The 13,855-nt window shown below is 67.9% G+C and carries 10 protein-coding genes, 1 tRNA gene, 2 rRNA genes and 1 other annotated feature (1 of these 14 only partly in view); of the genes, 5 read left to right on the plus strand and 8 right to left on the minus strand.

What is annotated here, in order from left to right; translation table 11 throughout:
• The 5 genes from AC27L4_RS06735 to AC27L4_RS06755 all read left to right on the plus strand — a co-directional run.
• Positions 1-2,575, plus strand: a 23S ribosomal RNA gene (locus AC27L4_RS06735) (it extends 253 nt beyond the left edge of the window).
• A gap of 134 nt (positions 2,576-2,709) precedes the next feature.
• Positions 2,710-2,824: ribosomal RNA gene (gene rrf / locus AC27L4_RS06740) — 5S ribosomal RNA — on the plus strand.
• A gap of 70 nt (positions 2,825-2,894) precedes the next feature.
• Positions 2,895-2,971: transfer RNA gene (locus AC27L4_RS06745), tRNA-Met, on the plus strand.
• 352 nt (positions 2,972-3,323) lie between these two features.
• Positions 3,324-3,379 (plus strand) — a sequence feature (sul1 is cis-regulatory element that is thought to sense ions involved in sulfur or methionine metabolism; They are found in Alphaproteobacteria).
• A gap of 73 nt (positions 3,380-3,452) precedes the next feature.
• On the plus strand, positions 3,453-4,934 hold the full coding sequence (locus tag AC27L4_RS06750; RefSeq protein ID WP_487141298.1) for a SulP family inorganic anion transporter: 1,482 nt from the start codon (positions 3,453-3,455) through the stop codon (positions 4,932-4,934).
• 235 nt (positions 4,935-5,169) lie between these two features.
• On the plus strand, positions 5,170-5,649 hold the full coding sequence (locus AC27L4_RS06755) for an SRPBCC family protein (protein ID WP_487141299.1): 480 nt from the start codon (positions 5,170-5,172) through the stop codon (positions 5,647-5,649).
• A 12-nt stretch (positions 5,650-5,661) separates the two neighbouring features.
• Here AC27L4_RS06755 and eno read toward each other — a convergent pair whose 3' ends face one another.
• From eno to AC27L4_RS06795, 8 genes are all read right to left on the minus strand, one after another.
• Positions 5,662-6,963 (minus strand): phosphopyruvate hydratase, encoded by a 1,302-nt coding sequence (gene eno, locus AC27L4_RS06760; RefSeq protein WP_487141300.1) that lies wholly within the window; start codon positions 6,961-6,963, stop codon positions 5,662-5,664.
• Positions 6,960-7,952: a phosphotransferase family protein gene (locus AC27L4_RS06765; RefSeq protein ID WP_487141301.1), complete on the minus strand. Its 993-nt coding sequence runs from the start codon at positions 7,950-7,952 to the stop codon at positions 6,960-6,962. The genes eno and AC27L4_RS06765 overlap by 4 nt, the downstream gene beginning before the upstream one ends.
• Before the next feature lie 58 nt (positions 7,953-8,010).
• A complete protein-coding gene (locus AC27L4_RS06770; RefSeq protein ID WP_487141302.1) occupies positions 8,011-8,901 on the minus strand; it encodes an aldose 1-epimerase in 891 nt (296 codons plus the stop codon).
• A 3-nt stretch (positions 8,902-8,904) separates the two neighbouring features.
• Positions 8,905-9,954 (minus strand): zinc-dependent alcohol dehydrogenase family protein, encoded by a 1,050-nt coding sequence (locus AC27L4_RS06775; RefSeq protein WP_487141303.1) that lies wholly within the window; start codon positions 9,952-9,954, stop codon positions 8,905-8,907.
• 36 nt (positions 9,955-9,990) lie between these two features.
• Positions 9,991-10,728 (minus strand): FadR/GntR family transcriptional regulator, encoded by a 738-nt coding sequence (locus tag AC27L4_RS06780; protein ID WP_487141304.1) that lies wholly within the window; start codon positions 10,726-10,728, stop codon positions 9,991-9,993.
• 87 nt (positions 10,729-10,815) lie between these two features.
• Positions 10,816-11,244, minus strand: a complete 429-nt coding sequence (locus tag AC27L4_RS06785) for a hypothetical protein (RefSeq protein ID WP_487141305.1) — start codon at positions 11,242-11,244, stop codon at positions 10,816-10,818.
• A complete protein-coding gene (locus AC27L4_RS06790; protein WP_487141306.1) occupies positions 11,241-12,857 on the minus strand; it encodes a GMC family oxidoreductase in 1,617 nt (538 codons plus the stop codon). Before AC27L4_RS06790 ends, AC27L4_RS06785 begins: the two co-directional genes overlap by 4 nt.
• A gap of 8 nt (positions 12,858-12,865) precedes the next feature.
• Positions 12,866-13,855: an ABC transporter permease gene (locus AC27L4_RS06795; RefSeq protein ID WP_487141307.1), complete on the minus strand. Its 990-nt coding sequence runs from the start codon at positions 13,853-13,855 to the stop codon at positions 12,866-12,868.

The raw sequence follows: 13,855 nt of genomic DNA on the forward strand, positions 1-13,855 counted from the left end.
CCCAGGGAACTGAAACATCTAAGTACCTGGAGGAAAGGACATCAACCGAGACTCCGCTAGTAGTGGCGAGCGAACGCGGACCAGGCCAGTGCCCTGCCGATTCTGATCAGAACCACATGGAAAGGTGGGCCTTAGCGGGTGATAGCCCCGTATGGAGCAGGAAGAGGCAGGGACTTGAGTAGGGCGGGACACGTGAAATCCTGTCTGAACATGGGGGGACCACCCTCCAAGCCTAAGTACTCCTCAGTGACCGATAGCGAACCAGTACCGTGAGGGAAAGGTGAAAAGATCCCCGACGAGGGGAGTGAAAGAGATCCTGAAACCGGATGCCTACAAACAGGTGGAGCCCGAGGTTCGCGAGAGCCTGGGTGACACCGTACCTTTTGTATAATGGGCCAGCGACTTAGTGAGACGGGCGAGCTTAAGCCGATAGGTGTAGGCGCAGCGAAAGCGAGTCTGAACAGGGCGTTCAGTCCGTCTTATTAGACCCGAAACCGATGTGATCTAGCCATGAGCAGGTTGAAGGTGGGGTAACACCCACTGGAGGACCGAACCGGTGTCTGTTGAAAAAGCCTCGGATGACTTGTGGCTAGGGGTGAAAGGCCAATCAAACTCGGAAATAGCTGGTTCTCCGCGAAATCTATTTAGGTAGAGCGTCGCATGAATGCTCCAGGGGGTAGAGCACTGGATGGGCTAGGGGATCTTACCGGTCTACCAAACCTAACCAAACTCCGAATACCTGGAAGCAATGTGCGGCAGACAGACGGCGGGTGCTAACGTCCGTCGTCGAGAGGGAAAAAACCCTGACCACCAGCTAAGGCCCCCAATTCGTGGCTAAGTGGGAAAGGATGTGAGGATCCCATAACAACCAGGAGGTTGGCTTAGAAGCAGCCATCCTTTAAAGAAAGCGTAACAGCTCACTGGTCTAAACAAGGGTCTTTGCGCCGACAATGTACCGGGGCTCAAGCCACGAGCCGAAGCTGTGGGTGTGCGCAAGCACGCGGTAGCGGAGCGTTCCATAGGCCTGTGAAGGCGGACCCGTGAGGGCTGCTGGAGGTATTGGAAGTGCGAATGCTGGCATGAGTAACGACAAACAGTGTGAGAGACACTGTCGCCGAAAGTCCAAGGGTTCCTGCGTAAAGCTAATCTGCGCAGGGTTAGTCGGCCCCTAAGGCGAGGCTGAAAAGCGTAGTCGATGGGAATGCGGTGAATATTCCGCAACCAGTGGAAGGTGACGAATCCCAACCGTCGTCCGGTCTTATCGGATTGATCAGGCGGCCTCGGGGTTCCAGGAAACAGCCTCCACGTGAGACCGTACCCGAAACCGACACAGGTGGACTGGTAGAGTATACCAAGGCGCTTGAGAGAATGATGCTGAAGGAACTCGGCAATTTACCTCCGTAACTTCGGGATAAGGAGGCCTCGTTGGTGGGCAACCATTGGCGAGGGGCACAAACTAGGGGGTGGCGACTGTTTAACAAAAACACAGGGCTCTGCTAAGCCGCAAGGCGACGTATAGGGTCTGACGCCTGCCCGGTGCCGGAAGGTTAAGAGGAGAGGTGCAAGCTTTGAATCGAAGCCCCGGTAAACGGCGGCCGTAACTATAACGGTCCTAAGGTAGCGAAATTCCTTGTCGGGTAAGTTCCGACCTGCACGAATGGCGTAACGATCTCCCCGCTGTCTCCAGCATCAACTCAGTGAAATTGAATTCCCCGTGAAGATGCGGGGTACCTGCACTTAGACGGAAAGACCCCGTGCACCTTTACTATAACTTTACACTGGCATTCGTGTTTGCATGTGTAGGATAGGTGGTAGGCTTTGAAGCGAGGGCGCCAGCTCTCGTGGAGCCACCCTTGAAATACCACCCTTATGAACATGGATGTCTAACCGCGGACCGTCATCCGGTTCCGGGACAGTGTATGGTGGGTAGTTTGACTGGGGCGGTCGCCTCCCAAAGAGTAACGGAGGCGTGCGAAGGTGGGCTCAGACCGGTCGGAAATCGGTCGTCGAGTGCAATGGCATAAGCCCGCCTGACTGCGAGACTGACACGTCGAGCAGAGACGAAAGTCGGCCATAGTGATCCGGTGGTCCGTTGTGGAACGGCCATCGCTCAACGAATAAAAGGTACGCCGGGGATAACAGGCTGATGATTCCCAAGAGTCCATATCGACGGAATCGTTTGGCACCTCGATGTCGACTCATCACATCCTGGGGCTGGAGAAGGTCCCAAGGGTTCGGCTGTTCGCCGATTAAAGTGGTACGTGAGTTGGGTTCAAAACGTCGTGAGACAGTTTGGTCCCTATCTGGTGTGGGCGTAGGAGAATTGAGAGGATCTGTCCTTAGTACGAGAGGACCGGGATGGACGTACCTCTGGTGGACCTGTTGTGGCGCCAGCCGCAGTGCAGGGTAGCTATGTACGGTCGGGATAACCGCTGAAGGCATCTAAGCGGGAAACCCACCTCAAGATGAGTTCTCCCTTGAAAGCCGTGGTAGACCACCACGTTGATAGGCCGGGTGTGGAAGCGCCGCGAGGCGCGCAGCTAACCGGTACTAATCGCTTGATCGGCTTGATCGCTCTCATTGCCAATGCTCACGTCGCAAATCGCAAGATTTGTCGACTGCGCGAACGAAGTTCGTCGCAACAGCCGCGAACCGAACGGTTCGCCGGCCGCACACGCAGGACCGCTTGCTTCAATTGTCTTTCGCCGGCCTGGTGGCCTGAGCGAGGAGCCTGAACCCGATCCCATCCCGAACTCGGCCGTTAAACTCCTCCGCGCCGATGGTACTATGTCTCAAGACCTGGGAGAGTAGGTCGTCGCCAGGCCTGCCAAGGACAATTCCTCTTCATCATGCTCCCGTCTCCGGTTGTCGGGCACCGACACCGACGACCCTGCCGCGGGGTGGAGCAGCCCGGTAGCTCGTCAGGCTCATAACCTGAAGGCCGCAGGTTCAAATCCTGCCCCCGCAACCAACGCAAAAAAGCCCGCCGTCCCCCAGGGACCGCGGGCTTTTTGCCGTTCCGATCCCCGAACCGCCGAGCAAGCGCCCTCTGCCGGCGCGAAGGACGCCCCGGATCGGAGCTGGCCGCCGGAAGCCCTCCATCCCGTGAACAGCGCCTTTCGCCGACGCTGGGGCGGCGGCATGTTGCGCGGCATCCAGGGTGGCGAGGATATCGCCATCCCAACCATCCTCCCGCGAATCACAGGATTGCGACAGATTCGGTTCGCCAGCCGTTCGTCGCCCGTTCATTCACCCGCTCGCCCTGAACCGCGCAGCTCCCGTGTTGCAATCCGATGTTCCGGCGCGTTATGGAGGAGCATTCGACTGGACCCGGTGAGACCCCGGGTGGCTCTTCCGGCCGCTGATCCGCCGGACAACGCAAATGACCCCTCCGGCCGACCGCGCATGGCGTCGCGGCGGCGAGCGCACGTCTATTGCGGACATCAATCTCCATGAGCATGCAATCATCTTTCCGCCGCGACTGGCTCGCCAACATCCGCGGCGATGTCCTCTCCGGCATCGTCGTCGCCCTGGCGCTGATCCCGGAAGCGATCGGCTTCTCCGTGATCGCCGGGGTCGATCCCAAGATCGGTCTGTTCGCCTCGGTCGTGATCGCCATCGTCATCGCCTTCGCGGGCGGGCGGCCGGCCATGATCTCCGCGGCCACGGCCGCGACGGCTGTCGTGATGACCGGCCTCGTCCGCGATCACGGCGTCCAATACCTGTTCGCCGCCACCGTCCTGATGGGTGTCTTTCAGATCATCGCCGGCTTTCTCAAGCTCGGGCGCCTGATGCGCTTCGTGTCGCAATCGGTGATGACCGGCTTCGTCAACGCCCTCGCGATCCTGATCTTCCTGGCGCAGCTGCCGCAGTTGGTCGGCGTGCCGCCGGCGACCTACGGGCTGATCGCGCTGGGCCTCGCCATCATCTACCTGTTCCCCAGGGTTACGAAGGCGGTCCCCTCGCCGCTGGTGGCGATCGCCGTGCTGACCGTGATCACCCTCGTGCTCCGGCTCGACGTGCGCACGGTCGCGCATCTCGGCGAACTGCCGTCGTCCCTGCCAGAGTTCGGCCTGCCCTCGGTGCCGCTGACGCTGGAGACGCTGCGCATCCTCGCGCCCGTGTCGCTCACCCTCGCAGCGGTCGGCCTCCTGGAATCGCTGCTGACCGCCCAGATCGTCGACGACCTGACCGATACCACCAGCAACAAGAACCGGGAATGCACCGGCCAGGGCCTCGCCAACATCGCCTCGGCCCTGTTCGGCGGCATGGGCGGCTGCGCCATGATCGGCCAGTCGGTGATCAACGTCTCCTCCGGCGCCCGGGGCCGGCTGTCGACCCTCGTCGCCGGCGGCTTCCTCCTGGTGCTGCTGGTCGCGCTCCAGGATCTCCTGGCCATCGTCCCGGTCGCGGCGCTGACCGCCGTCATGATCATGGTTTCGATCAACACTTTTTCCTGGCGCTCGCTGGCCCGCCTGCGCACCAACCCGGTGCCGTCCTCGGTGGTGATGCTGGCGACGGTGGCGACCGTGGTCGCCACCTCGGACCTCGCGATCGGCGTGGCCGTCGGCGTGCTGCTGTCCGGCGTGTTCTTCGCCGGCAAGGTGTCGCGCCTCAGCCGGGTCACCTCGACGTTGTCGCCGGACGAGGGCGTGCGGACCTATCGGGTGGAGGGGCAGGTGTTCTTCGCCTCCGCAGGGACCTTCGCGGACGCCATCGACGTCACCGAGCCGGTGGAGACGATCGTCATCGACGTCGGCGCCGCCCACTTCTGGGACATCTCCGCCGTCGCCGCGCTGGACCGCGTGGTGCTGAAGGCCCGCCGCCACGGCCGCAAGGTCGAGGTCGTCGGCCTGAACGCGGCGAGCGCCACCATGGTCGAGCGCTTCGCCGTGCACGACAAGGAAGCAGCCACCTCGGCCCCGTCGCACTAAAGCGTTTTGCGATTTGACGGAATCGCGTCAAGTCGCAAAGACGCGTCGAAACAAGGAGTTAGAGCAACGCGCGTTTCCGCCAAAACGCGCTTTGCTCTAGGGAGCATCGAACCTTCGTTCCCTCGGCCCCGGCCGGAACTGGGGTCGGCGTCCGTTCGTTTCGGCTGGGACGGGCCGGCGTTCCGCTCCACGCCGCCGGAACCGGGCGCTTCGAGGCACGAGGAGGGACCGGGCCATGACCAGCACGCCGACACCGGGAAGGACCGACACCGCCTCGCGCATCGTCAGGGCGTCGCCGCAGGCCATCTACCGGGCCTTTCTCAATCCGGATGCCCTGGTGAAATGGCTGCCGCCGAAGGGCATGACCGCGCGCCTGGAGGCCTTCGATCCGCGCGTCGGCGGCTCCTACCGGATGGTCCTGACCTATGGCGAGAGCGACCCGTCGGTGCGCGGCAAGACCGCCGAGGACACGGACGTGGTCGAGGGCCGCTTCGTCGAGCTGGTCCCGGACGAGCGCGTCGTCCAGGTCGTCACCTTCCAGTCCGACGATCCGGCCTTCGCGGGCGCGATGACGATGGCCTGGAGCCTGTCTTCCCAGCCCGACGGAACGCTGGTGCGCATCGTCTGCGACGATGTCCCGCCCGGCATCCGGCCCGAGGACCACGATGTCGGCCTGAAGTCGACGCTCGGCAACCTCGCCGAATTCGTCGAGTAGGCATCGGGCCCATCAGCCGGCCTGCGCCCGCCGCCGGAACGGCATGGCGTCGAGGCCGGCGAAGCGCGCCTTCGGGCCGAGCTCCTCCTCGATGCGCAGCGCCTCGTTCCATTTCGCCATGCGCTCGGAGCGGGCGAAGGAGCCGACCTTGAGCTGGCCGGCATGCCAGCCGATGGCGAGGTGGACGATGGCCACGTCCTCGGTCTCGCCCGAGCGCGCCGACACGATGGTGCCGAAGCCGGCTTCGCGGCCGGCCTCGCAGGCGGCGCGGGCCTCGCTGACCGTGCCGGCCTGGTTGACCTTGACCAGCACCGCATTGACCGTACGGGCTGCCGCGGCCTCGGCCACCAGCACGGCATTGGTGACGAGGAAGTCGTCGCCGATGACCTGGATGCGGTCGCCGACCGCGGCGGTGAAGCGGGCAAGGCCGTCCGCGTCGTCCTCGGCGAAGGGATCCTCGATCGACAGGATGGGGTAGCGCTCGCACCAGCCGAGCAGGTATTCGGCCATGCCGTCGCGGTCGAGCTCGCGTCCTTCCAGGCCGAGCCGGTAGCGGCCGCCGCGGCCGAATTCGGAGGCGGCGATGTCGAGCGAGATCGCCGCTTCCTCTCCGGGGGTGAAGCCGGCGCGCTCGATCGCCAGCACCAGCGTGTCGAGCGCCTCCTCGTTGGAGGCGAAGGCCGGCCACCAGCCGCCCTCGTCGGCGACGCCCTGCAGCAGGCCGCGTTCGGCCATCACAGCGCCGGCGGCGCGATAGACCTCGGCCGTCACCTCCAGCGCCTCGGCGAAGCTGCCGGCGCACGGTGCCATCACCATGAAATCCTGGATGTCGGTGCGCCGCCCGGCATGGGCGCCGCCGCCGAAGATCTGGATCTCGGGCAGCGGCAGCATCACCACCTCCTCCCCGGCGAGATGGCGCCAGAGCGGCAGCCCCCGACTCGCCGCAGCCGCGTGCAGCACCGCGAGCGAGGCCGCCACCGTGGCGTTGCCGCCGAGCCGGGCCTTGGTCGGCGTGCCGTCGAGCGTGACCAGCGTCGCGTCGACGCCGGCCTGGTCGAAGGGCGAGCGCCCGACCAGGGCCGGCGCGATCTCCGCGCGCAGGCTGGCGAGCGCCCCCTGCACATCGAGGCCGCCGAAGCGCTCGCCGCCGTCGCGCCGGTCGACGGCCTCGCGCGTGCCGCGCGAGGCGCCGGCCGGGGCGATGCCGCGTCCGAGCGCGCCGTCGCTGAGCCGAACCTCGGCCTCGACGGTCGGCCGGCCGCGGGAATCCCAGATCCGGCGGGCGTGGACGGCGGTGATGACGGGCTCGGTCATGGCTGTTGCATCCAGAGGGCGGCGATATCGGCGAGGCGGGCGGGCGGTGCGGCGACGAGCGGCACGGCGCAGCGGCGCACGGCCTCCTTCTCCCCGTCGGTGGCGAGATATTCGACCGGCGACTTGCCGTCGATCCGGGCCAGGAACAACGCCGGCAGCAGTGCCGCCGCCCGCGCCTCCAGGGTCGCCGGGTCTTCCCAGGCGACTCCGGCGCGATAGGCCTCGGCCAGGGCCTCGAAGGCGCCGCCATAGATGCGGCGATCAATGCCCGAGCGTGCGCCTTTCAGCAGGAAATGGTTGAGGCAGAAGGCGAGATCGAAGGCCGGATCGCCGAACCAGGCGCATTCGGCGTCGAGGAACACCGGGCCCCGCCGGCCGCACAGGATGTTCTTGGGGCTGACGTCGCCGTGCACCAGGGCACGTTTCGTCGCCAGCGTCGTCGCGGCCAACGCCTCCAGGCGCGCCGCCAGCGCCGGATGGGCCCGGCCGGTCGCCCTGAGATAGGGCTCGATCCGGATCGCCTCGAAGGTCTCGTCATGGGCGAAGCGGGCCGGCAGGTCCGGCTCGGCGGCGCTGCGGGCATGGATCGTCGCCAGAGCCCGGCCGACCGCCGCGGCGAAGGCGGGATCGACGCGGCCGGCCATCAGTTCGGCCTTCCACACCGGGTTCTCGGCCGGCGGCAGGAAGGCCATGGCGAACAGGCCCGCGTCGGCATCCTCGCCCAGCACTTCGGGCACGGCCTGCGGCAGCCAGCCCGCCACCGCCCGCATCCAGGCCGCTTCGGCGGCGTTGCGGCCGAGCGGGGCTTCCCAGACCGCCGCCACCTTGAGCCGGGCGAGCGCCCGCTTGACGCAGAAGCGGCGGCCGCCGGTCTCGACCAGGTGGATGTCGGAAGAGACGCCGCCGGTCAGCGGCGTCAGCCGCGGCGCCTCGCCGGCGCCGACCAGTCCCATGCGCCGGAGCGCGGCAACGACGTCGTCATGGTCCATGCCAGTTGTCCCGGCACCGGGGCGAGAGCCGGCCGGCGCAAATTGTCGGACCAACCATTCACGAGCGGTCGAGCGCGGTCAACCGCATGCTGCCGGCCAGCGTCTCGCCGGGGCGGAGCACCACCAGCCCGCCACCCTTGCCGTTATGGGCGTCGGCGCTGTGGCTCATCGGCTCCAGGCAGAAGAAGTCATGGGCATAGCCCGGGTCGAAGGCGGGATCGGAGACGAACAGGAAGTAGCGTCCGAACAGCGGGTCGGCCTCGAGCCGCAGCGCCATGGCCCGGTCCGGCCAGACGATGTCGGCCGTGCCGCCCCAGTCCTCGAAGCCGTTGTTGACCCAGTGCCGCGGCAGGGACTTCGGATGGCTGAAGTCGAGATCGGCCGGCGGAACGGCGCTCCGGGTCGGCAGCCAGCCCTCCCCCTCCTCCCAGAACGCCCCGGCCGGGGCCTGGAGGCGGGTCGCCGGCGTCAGCGGGAAATAAGGATGCCAGCCGAGGCCGAACGGCAGGGCCGCCTCGCCCGTATTGGTCACGGCCAGACGCACCGACAGGGTGTCGCCGGCGAGCGCGAAGCTCTGCCGGGCGGCATAGGCATAGGGCGAGCCGCCGCCATGGGACATGGTGAGGTCCAGGGCGGCGGCCGAGACGGCCTCGGCCTGCCAGGGGCTGGTCCAGCCGTCGCCGTGGAGATAATGCGGGTCCCACGGCATGTTGGGCTCGAGCCGATGGGTCCGGCCCTCGAAGGCGAAGGTGTTGCCGGAGACGCGGTTGCCGAAGGGCACCAGCGGGAAGCAGGCCGCCTGCAGCGGCGTGCGCTCCGGCCCCGGCGGCGGCTCGCGCAGCAGCGCCACCTCCTCGCCGCCGCGCCGGGCGAAGAAGCGCCAGATGCAGCCGCCCGCGGTGGTGACCACCAGGCCGAGACGGCCATTGTCGAGGACGATATCGGGCATGGCTCAATCCATCGTGATGACGACCTTGCCGCACTTGCCCTCGGCCATCACGGCATAGGCCTGGCTGGCGGCGGCAAGCGGGAAGCGATGGGTGACGATGGCGTCGGGGTGGCGGCCCCAGTCGGCCAGGTCGCGGCAGCACTTCTCCATGTTGTGCAGGCTGGTCACCCAGGAGCCGATGATCTGGCGCTGGCGGTGCATCAGATCCTCGCTGACGCGGAACTGCACCGTGTCCTGCTCGCCGAGGAAGACGCAGCGCCCCCAGGTCGCGGTCGCCTGCAGGGCCAGCAGCCGCCCCTGCGGCGCGCCGGAGCAGTCGACCGCCACGTCGGCCCCGCCCTTCGTCGCCGCATTGATGGCGGCGAGCGCGTCGGGACCGGCGACGAAGCCCTCGTCGAGCAGGCCGAGACGCCGGGCCGTTTCGATGCGCTCGGGCTGGGTGTCGACGCCGATCCGCTTCTTGGCCCCGCGCCCGCCGGCCAGCATCAGCGCCGCCATGCCGACCGGGCCGAGCCCGACCACCAGCACCGAATCGCTGCCCGAGACGTTGCCACGCAGGATGCCCTCATAGGCGGTGCCGACGCCGCACGAGATGAAGCAGCCGTCCTCGAAGCTGAGGAAGTCCGGCAAGGCCACCAGGTCGCGCTCGTCGGCGATCAGGTACTCGGCATGGCCGCCGTCGCGCTGCCAGCCATAGGCGCGGCGCTCGGGGTCGGTGCAGCTGATCTGGTAGCCGCGCCGGCAGCTCGGGCAGAAGCCGCAGCCGGAGATGTGGTAGACCAGCACCCGGTCGCCCTCGCGAAAATGCCGGCATCCCGGGCCGAGGGCCTCGACCACGCCGCAGGGCTCGTGCCCGGCCACCACGTCGAGATAGGCGGCGCCGCTCTGCTTGGAGCCGACATGCTGGTGGTAGATGTACTTGATGTCGCTGCCGCAGATGCCGGAGGCCCGCATCTTCAGGCGGACCTGGCCGATGCCCGGCTCCGGCCGGGCGATCTCGCGCAGAGCCACGGTGGAGTTTCCGGGCAGATAGGCGGCCAGCATTGTCGTCATGAGGGTCCGGGTCCTTGGGCCGGCGGGATGCCGGGGTCAGCTCTTGTCCGGCCGCTTGCGCCGCGCCCGGCGCTTCATGGCCTCGAAAGTGGTGCGCTCGATATGGGCGACGTGGTCGCGCATGGCCTGCGCCGCCGCGGCCGGATCGCGAGCGCGCACGGCACGGGCGATGGCGTCGTGGTCCCTGGCGCTCTGCTCCAGCACGCCGGCCGTCTCCGAGGCCATGCGGCGCACGTCGATGCCCAGCTCGTAGAGCGAGCGCGCCACCTGCATCAGGAAGGGATTGTCGGCGATGCGGTTGATCGTGCCGTGGAACTCCAGGTCCATCACCCGGAAGGCGATCGGGTCCTTGACGCTGCCATAGCCGACGGCGACGAACTGCTCGAGCTTGTCCATGTCCGCCTCGCTCGCCCGGGTGGCGGCATCGGCGGCCAGGGCCGGGTCGATCACCGCCCGGGCCCGGAACAGGGTCTCGCTGGTGTATTTGTCGAGCGAGACGGCGAAGGACAGCGGCGCGATCAGCCGCTCCGGCTTCAGATCGGTGACGTAGCAGCCATCGCCCTGCCGGGTCTCGACGACGCCGAGCATGGACAGGCCGCGCAGGGCCTCGCGCACCGTCGGCCGGCTGACCTGCAGGGCGTTGGCGAGCTCGACCTCATGGGGCAGCTTGTCGCCGGCCGAGAGGTTGCCGCTCTGGATCAGTTCCATCAGGCGGGACGCGACCCGCTCGGCGGCGGGCTTGCGGTCGATCGGCGTGATCAGGTCGATGGGCATCGGTTCCCCCAGCATCGGGGGGACCCTATTCGAAATCGCCGGCGGCTTCGAGGCGCGCGAGGGGATCGGCACGGCCGCGCCCCCCGCTCAGCCGGGATAGCCGCGCGGGGCAAAGCCCGCTTCCAGCACCGGCAGCAGCAGATCCTCCATGGCTGCGGCATCGGCGCGGGCGGGGACGGCGACGCGGCCGGGAAAGCCGACGCCCTCGCGCACCGCCGGCGCCATGAAATAGGCGGCCGCCACCGTCTCGCAGAAAGCGTCGTAGCTCGCCGCGTCCTCGACCTTGAGCGTCGCCAGCGCATCCGCGACGCCCCTGGAGGCGGCATGGCCGATGACGGCGCGCAGCAGCGCCAGGCGCTCGGGCACGTGCTCCTCGATCCGCTGCAGCAGCGGGCCGGCGATGCCCGCCTCGCTGGCCGAGAGCTTGCCCGCCGCCGGCGGGATCAGCGTGTCGGCCAGGGCAGCGAAGACGCTGCGCTCCGCGGCATCGAGAGTTCCGGCGTCCGCAGCGCTCATGACGGCAACCTCTGGCTGGACCGGCTCGCGACGAGATGCGCCGCGCTCCAGGACGAGAAGGCGGCGATGGTCGCGGTCGGGTTGACCCCGGCCGAGGTTGGCCAGACGCTGCCGTCGACGATGAACAGGTTGGGCACCTCGTGGCAGCGCCCGTGGCGGTCGACCACGCTTGCCGCCGGATCGGTGCCCATGCGGGCGGTGCCGAGGATGTGCCAGCCCGACTCCCGGCTCTGCGGCGCCACCACGGTGCGATAGGCGCCGGCCTCGACCAGGGATTCGCGGGCGCGCGCCGCCATGAAGCGCAGCATGCGCCGGGAGTTCTCGCCGGTCTTGTAGCGGATCGTCACGCCCGGCATGCCGGTGTCGTCGGGAGCGTCCGGGTCGAGCTCGACCCGGTTGGCCTCGTCCGGCAGGTCCTCGCAGATGATGCCCCAGGACACCGAGCGGCCGAAGCGGCGGGCGAACTCGTCATGGAAGTTCTCGCCCCAGAGCTGGTTCTCGTCGCCCCAGGGCCAGCGCCGCGCGATCTGCGCCGGGCTGCCGGTCGGCTGCAGGCTCCATTTCGAGCCGCGGACGAAGTCGCGGTCCTTGTGGGTCTCGTAGAAGTTCAGCGTGTAGGCCACCTGCCCCCAGGCGCCGCGGAAGCTCTCCAGCGGCCGGTCGAACAGGCCGACCACGGCCGCCGTCGGATGCAGCATCAGGCGCTTGCCGACCAGGCCCGAGCCGTTGGCGACGCCGTCGGCATGGCCGGCGCCGCGGCTGTTGAGCAGGATGCGCGCCGTGCCGATGGCGTTGCCGGCCAGCACGGTCACGCCGCCGCGGACGAGATGCTCCCTGCCGGTGGCGCGGTCGACATAGACGGCGCCGCGCACCAGGCCGGCGGCGTCGAGCTCGAGGCGGACGACACGCGCGCCGGTGACCAGCCGGGCGCCGCCCTGGAGCAGCGCCGGCCAGTGGCTGCGGTCGGTGGACGCCTTGGCGCGTTCGATGCAGCCCCACATGCAGGCGGTGCGCTGCTGGCAGGGCTGGAACGGGCCGCGCGGCACGGTGGCGATGGCATTGGTGCCCGGCCACCAGTGCCAGCCCAGCCGGTTGTGGGCGGCGGCGACGGTGCGGCCCGCCTCGGTCAGGTCGACCGGCGGCATCAGGTCGTCCTGGCCCGGATACATCGGGTCGCCGCCGACGCCGGAGACGCCGAACTCGCGCTCGGTGCGGGCGTAGTGCGGCATCAGGTCGGCATAGGAAATCGGCCAGTCGTCGGCGACGCCGTCGAGGGTGCGCACCCGGAAGTCGGACGGCAGGTTGCGCATCCAGTTGGCGGCCCAGGAGATCGAGGAGCCGCCGACACCGTTCCAGTAGAGCGGCACGATGTCGGAATCTTCCACCGCGATCGGGAAGTCGCCGGGATTGTCCCGCTTCGTCGGCACATATTGCCAGTCGCGCCCGGCGGTGAGCTCGAATTCGGGCTTGTCGGAGCGGGCCTTGTCGTAGTCGACCCACTCGCCCTGCTCCAGGCAGACGACGGACAGGCCGGCCTCGCGCGCCCGCTGGGCGAACACGGCGCCGGAGGGGCCGGAGCCGACGATCAGCACGTCGCAATCGATCGCGGTCATGTCCGCCCTCACGCCTTCAGGCTGCGGCGCGCATTGGCGCGGCTCGCCAGGATGTTGAGCAGCACGGCGGCGACGATGATGGCGCCGCGCACCACCGGCTGGAGGAAGGAGTCGAAGCCGAGCAGCACCAGGCCGTTGCCGATCAGCGAGATGATGTAGATGCCGAGCAGCGTGCCCAGCATCGAGCCGCGCCCGCCCGACAGCGCGGTGCCGCCGACCACCACGGCCGCGATCACGTCGAACTCCAGGCCGCTGCGCGACACGCCGGGGTCGCCGATGCCGTTGCGCGCCGTCAGCAGGATCGCGGTGACGGCGGCGAGCAGGCCGGAGATGGCGAAGAGCAGCACGCGGATGCGCTTGACCTTGATGCCGGCCAGGTGCGCCGCCGCGGCATTGCCGCCGATGGCGAAGACCGCGCGGCCGAAGGCCGTCTTGCGGCTGATGAAGGTGAAGAGAGCGAACAGCGCCAGCATGATCACCGCCGCCGTCGGCACGCCCAGGATGTTGCCCTCCAGCAGGTCGAGGAAGGCGTTGCCCGGATAGGTCACCGGGATGGCCTGGGTCATGTAGAGCGCCAGCCCGCCGAGGGCGCTCCACAGTCCCAGGGTGGCGATGAAGGAGGGCACGTCGAAATAGGCGCGCAGCACGCCGGCCACCGCGCCCAGGCCGGCGCCGAGCCCGAAGGCCAGCACCAGCGCCACCACCAGCGGCGTCTCCAGCTTAAGGAGATAGGCGAAGATCACCGAGACGAAGGCGACCATCGGCCCGACGCTGATGTCGATCTCGCCGGCGATGATGATCAGCGTCGCGCCCCAGGCGGCGATGCCGAAGGCGGCGGCGTCGCGCAGGATGGTCACCTGGTTGCGGAAGGTCAGGAAGTTGCGGGCATAGAACCAGAAGACGAGATAGAGCAGGGCGATGATGACGATGAGGCCGACCTCGTTCATCTTCTGGAAGTTCCAGCGCCCCTGCTCCTTGCCCGCGGTCTGTGAAGCCAT

This window comes from Labrys sp. Lb11 (assembly GCF_057554225.1).

Excerpts from the sequence above, each read along its gene's own strand:
- AC27L4_RS06750 (WP_487141298.1), top strand. The coding sequence starts at position 3,453 with ATGAGCATGCAATCATCTTTCCGCCGCGACTGGCTCGCCAACATCCGC.
- AC27L4_RS06755 (WP_487141299.1), top strand. The coding sequence starts at position 5,170 with ATGACCAGCACGCCGACACCGGGAAGGACCGACACCGCCTCGCGCATC.
- eno (WP_487141300.1), bottom strand. The coding sequence starts at position 6,963 with ATGACCGAGCCCGTCATCACCGCCGTCCACGCCCGCCGGATCTGGGAT.
- AC27L4_RS06765 (WP_487141301.1), bottom strand. The coding sequence starts at position 7,952 with ATGGACCATGACGACGTCGTTGCCGCGCTCCGGCGCATGGGACTGGTC.
- AC27L4_RS06770 (WP_487141302.1), bottom strand. The coding sequence starts at position 8,901 with ATGCCCGATATCGTCCTCGACAATGGCCGTCTCGGCCTGGTGGTCACC.
- AC27L4_RS06775 (WP_487141303.1), bottom strand. The coding sequence starts at position 9,954 with ATGACGACAATGCTGGCCGCCTATCTGCCCGGAAACTCCACCGTGGCT.
- AC27L4_RS06780 (WP_487141304.1), bottom strand. The coding sequence starts at position 10,728 with ATGCCCATCGACCTGATCACGCCGATCGACCGCAAGCCCGCCGCCGAG.
- AC27L4_RS06785 (WP_487141305.1), bottom strand. The coding sequence starts at position 11,244 with ATGAGCGCTGCGGACGCCGGAACTCTCGATGCCGCGGAGCGCAGCGTC.
- AC27L4_RS06790 (WP_487141306.1), bottom strand. The coding sequence starts at position 12,857 with ATGACCGCGATCGATTGCGACGTGCTGATCGTCGGCTCCGGCCCCTCC.
- AC27L4_RS06795 (WP_487141307.1), bottom strand. The coding sequence starts at position 13,855 with ATGGCTTCACAGACCGCGGGCAAGGAGCAGGGGCGCTGGAACTTCCAG.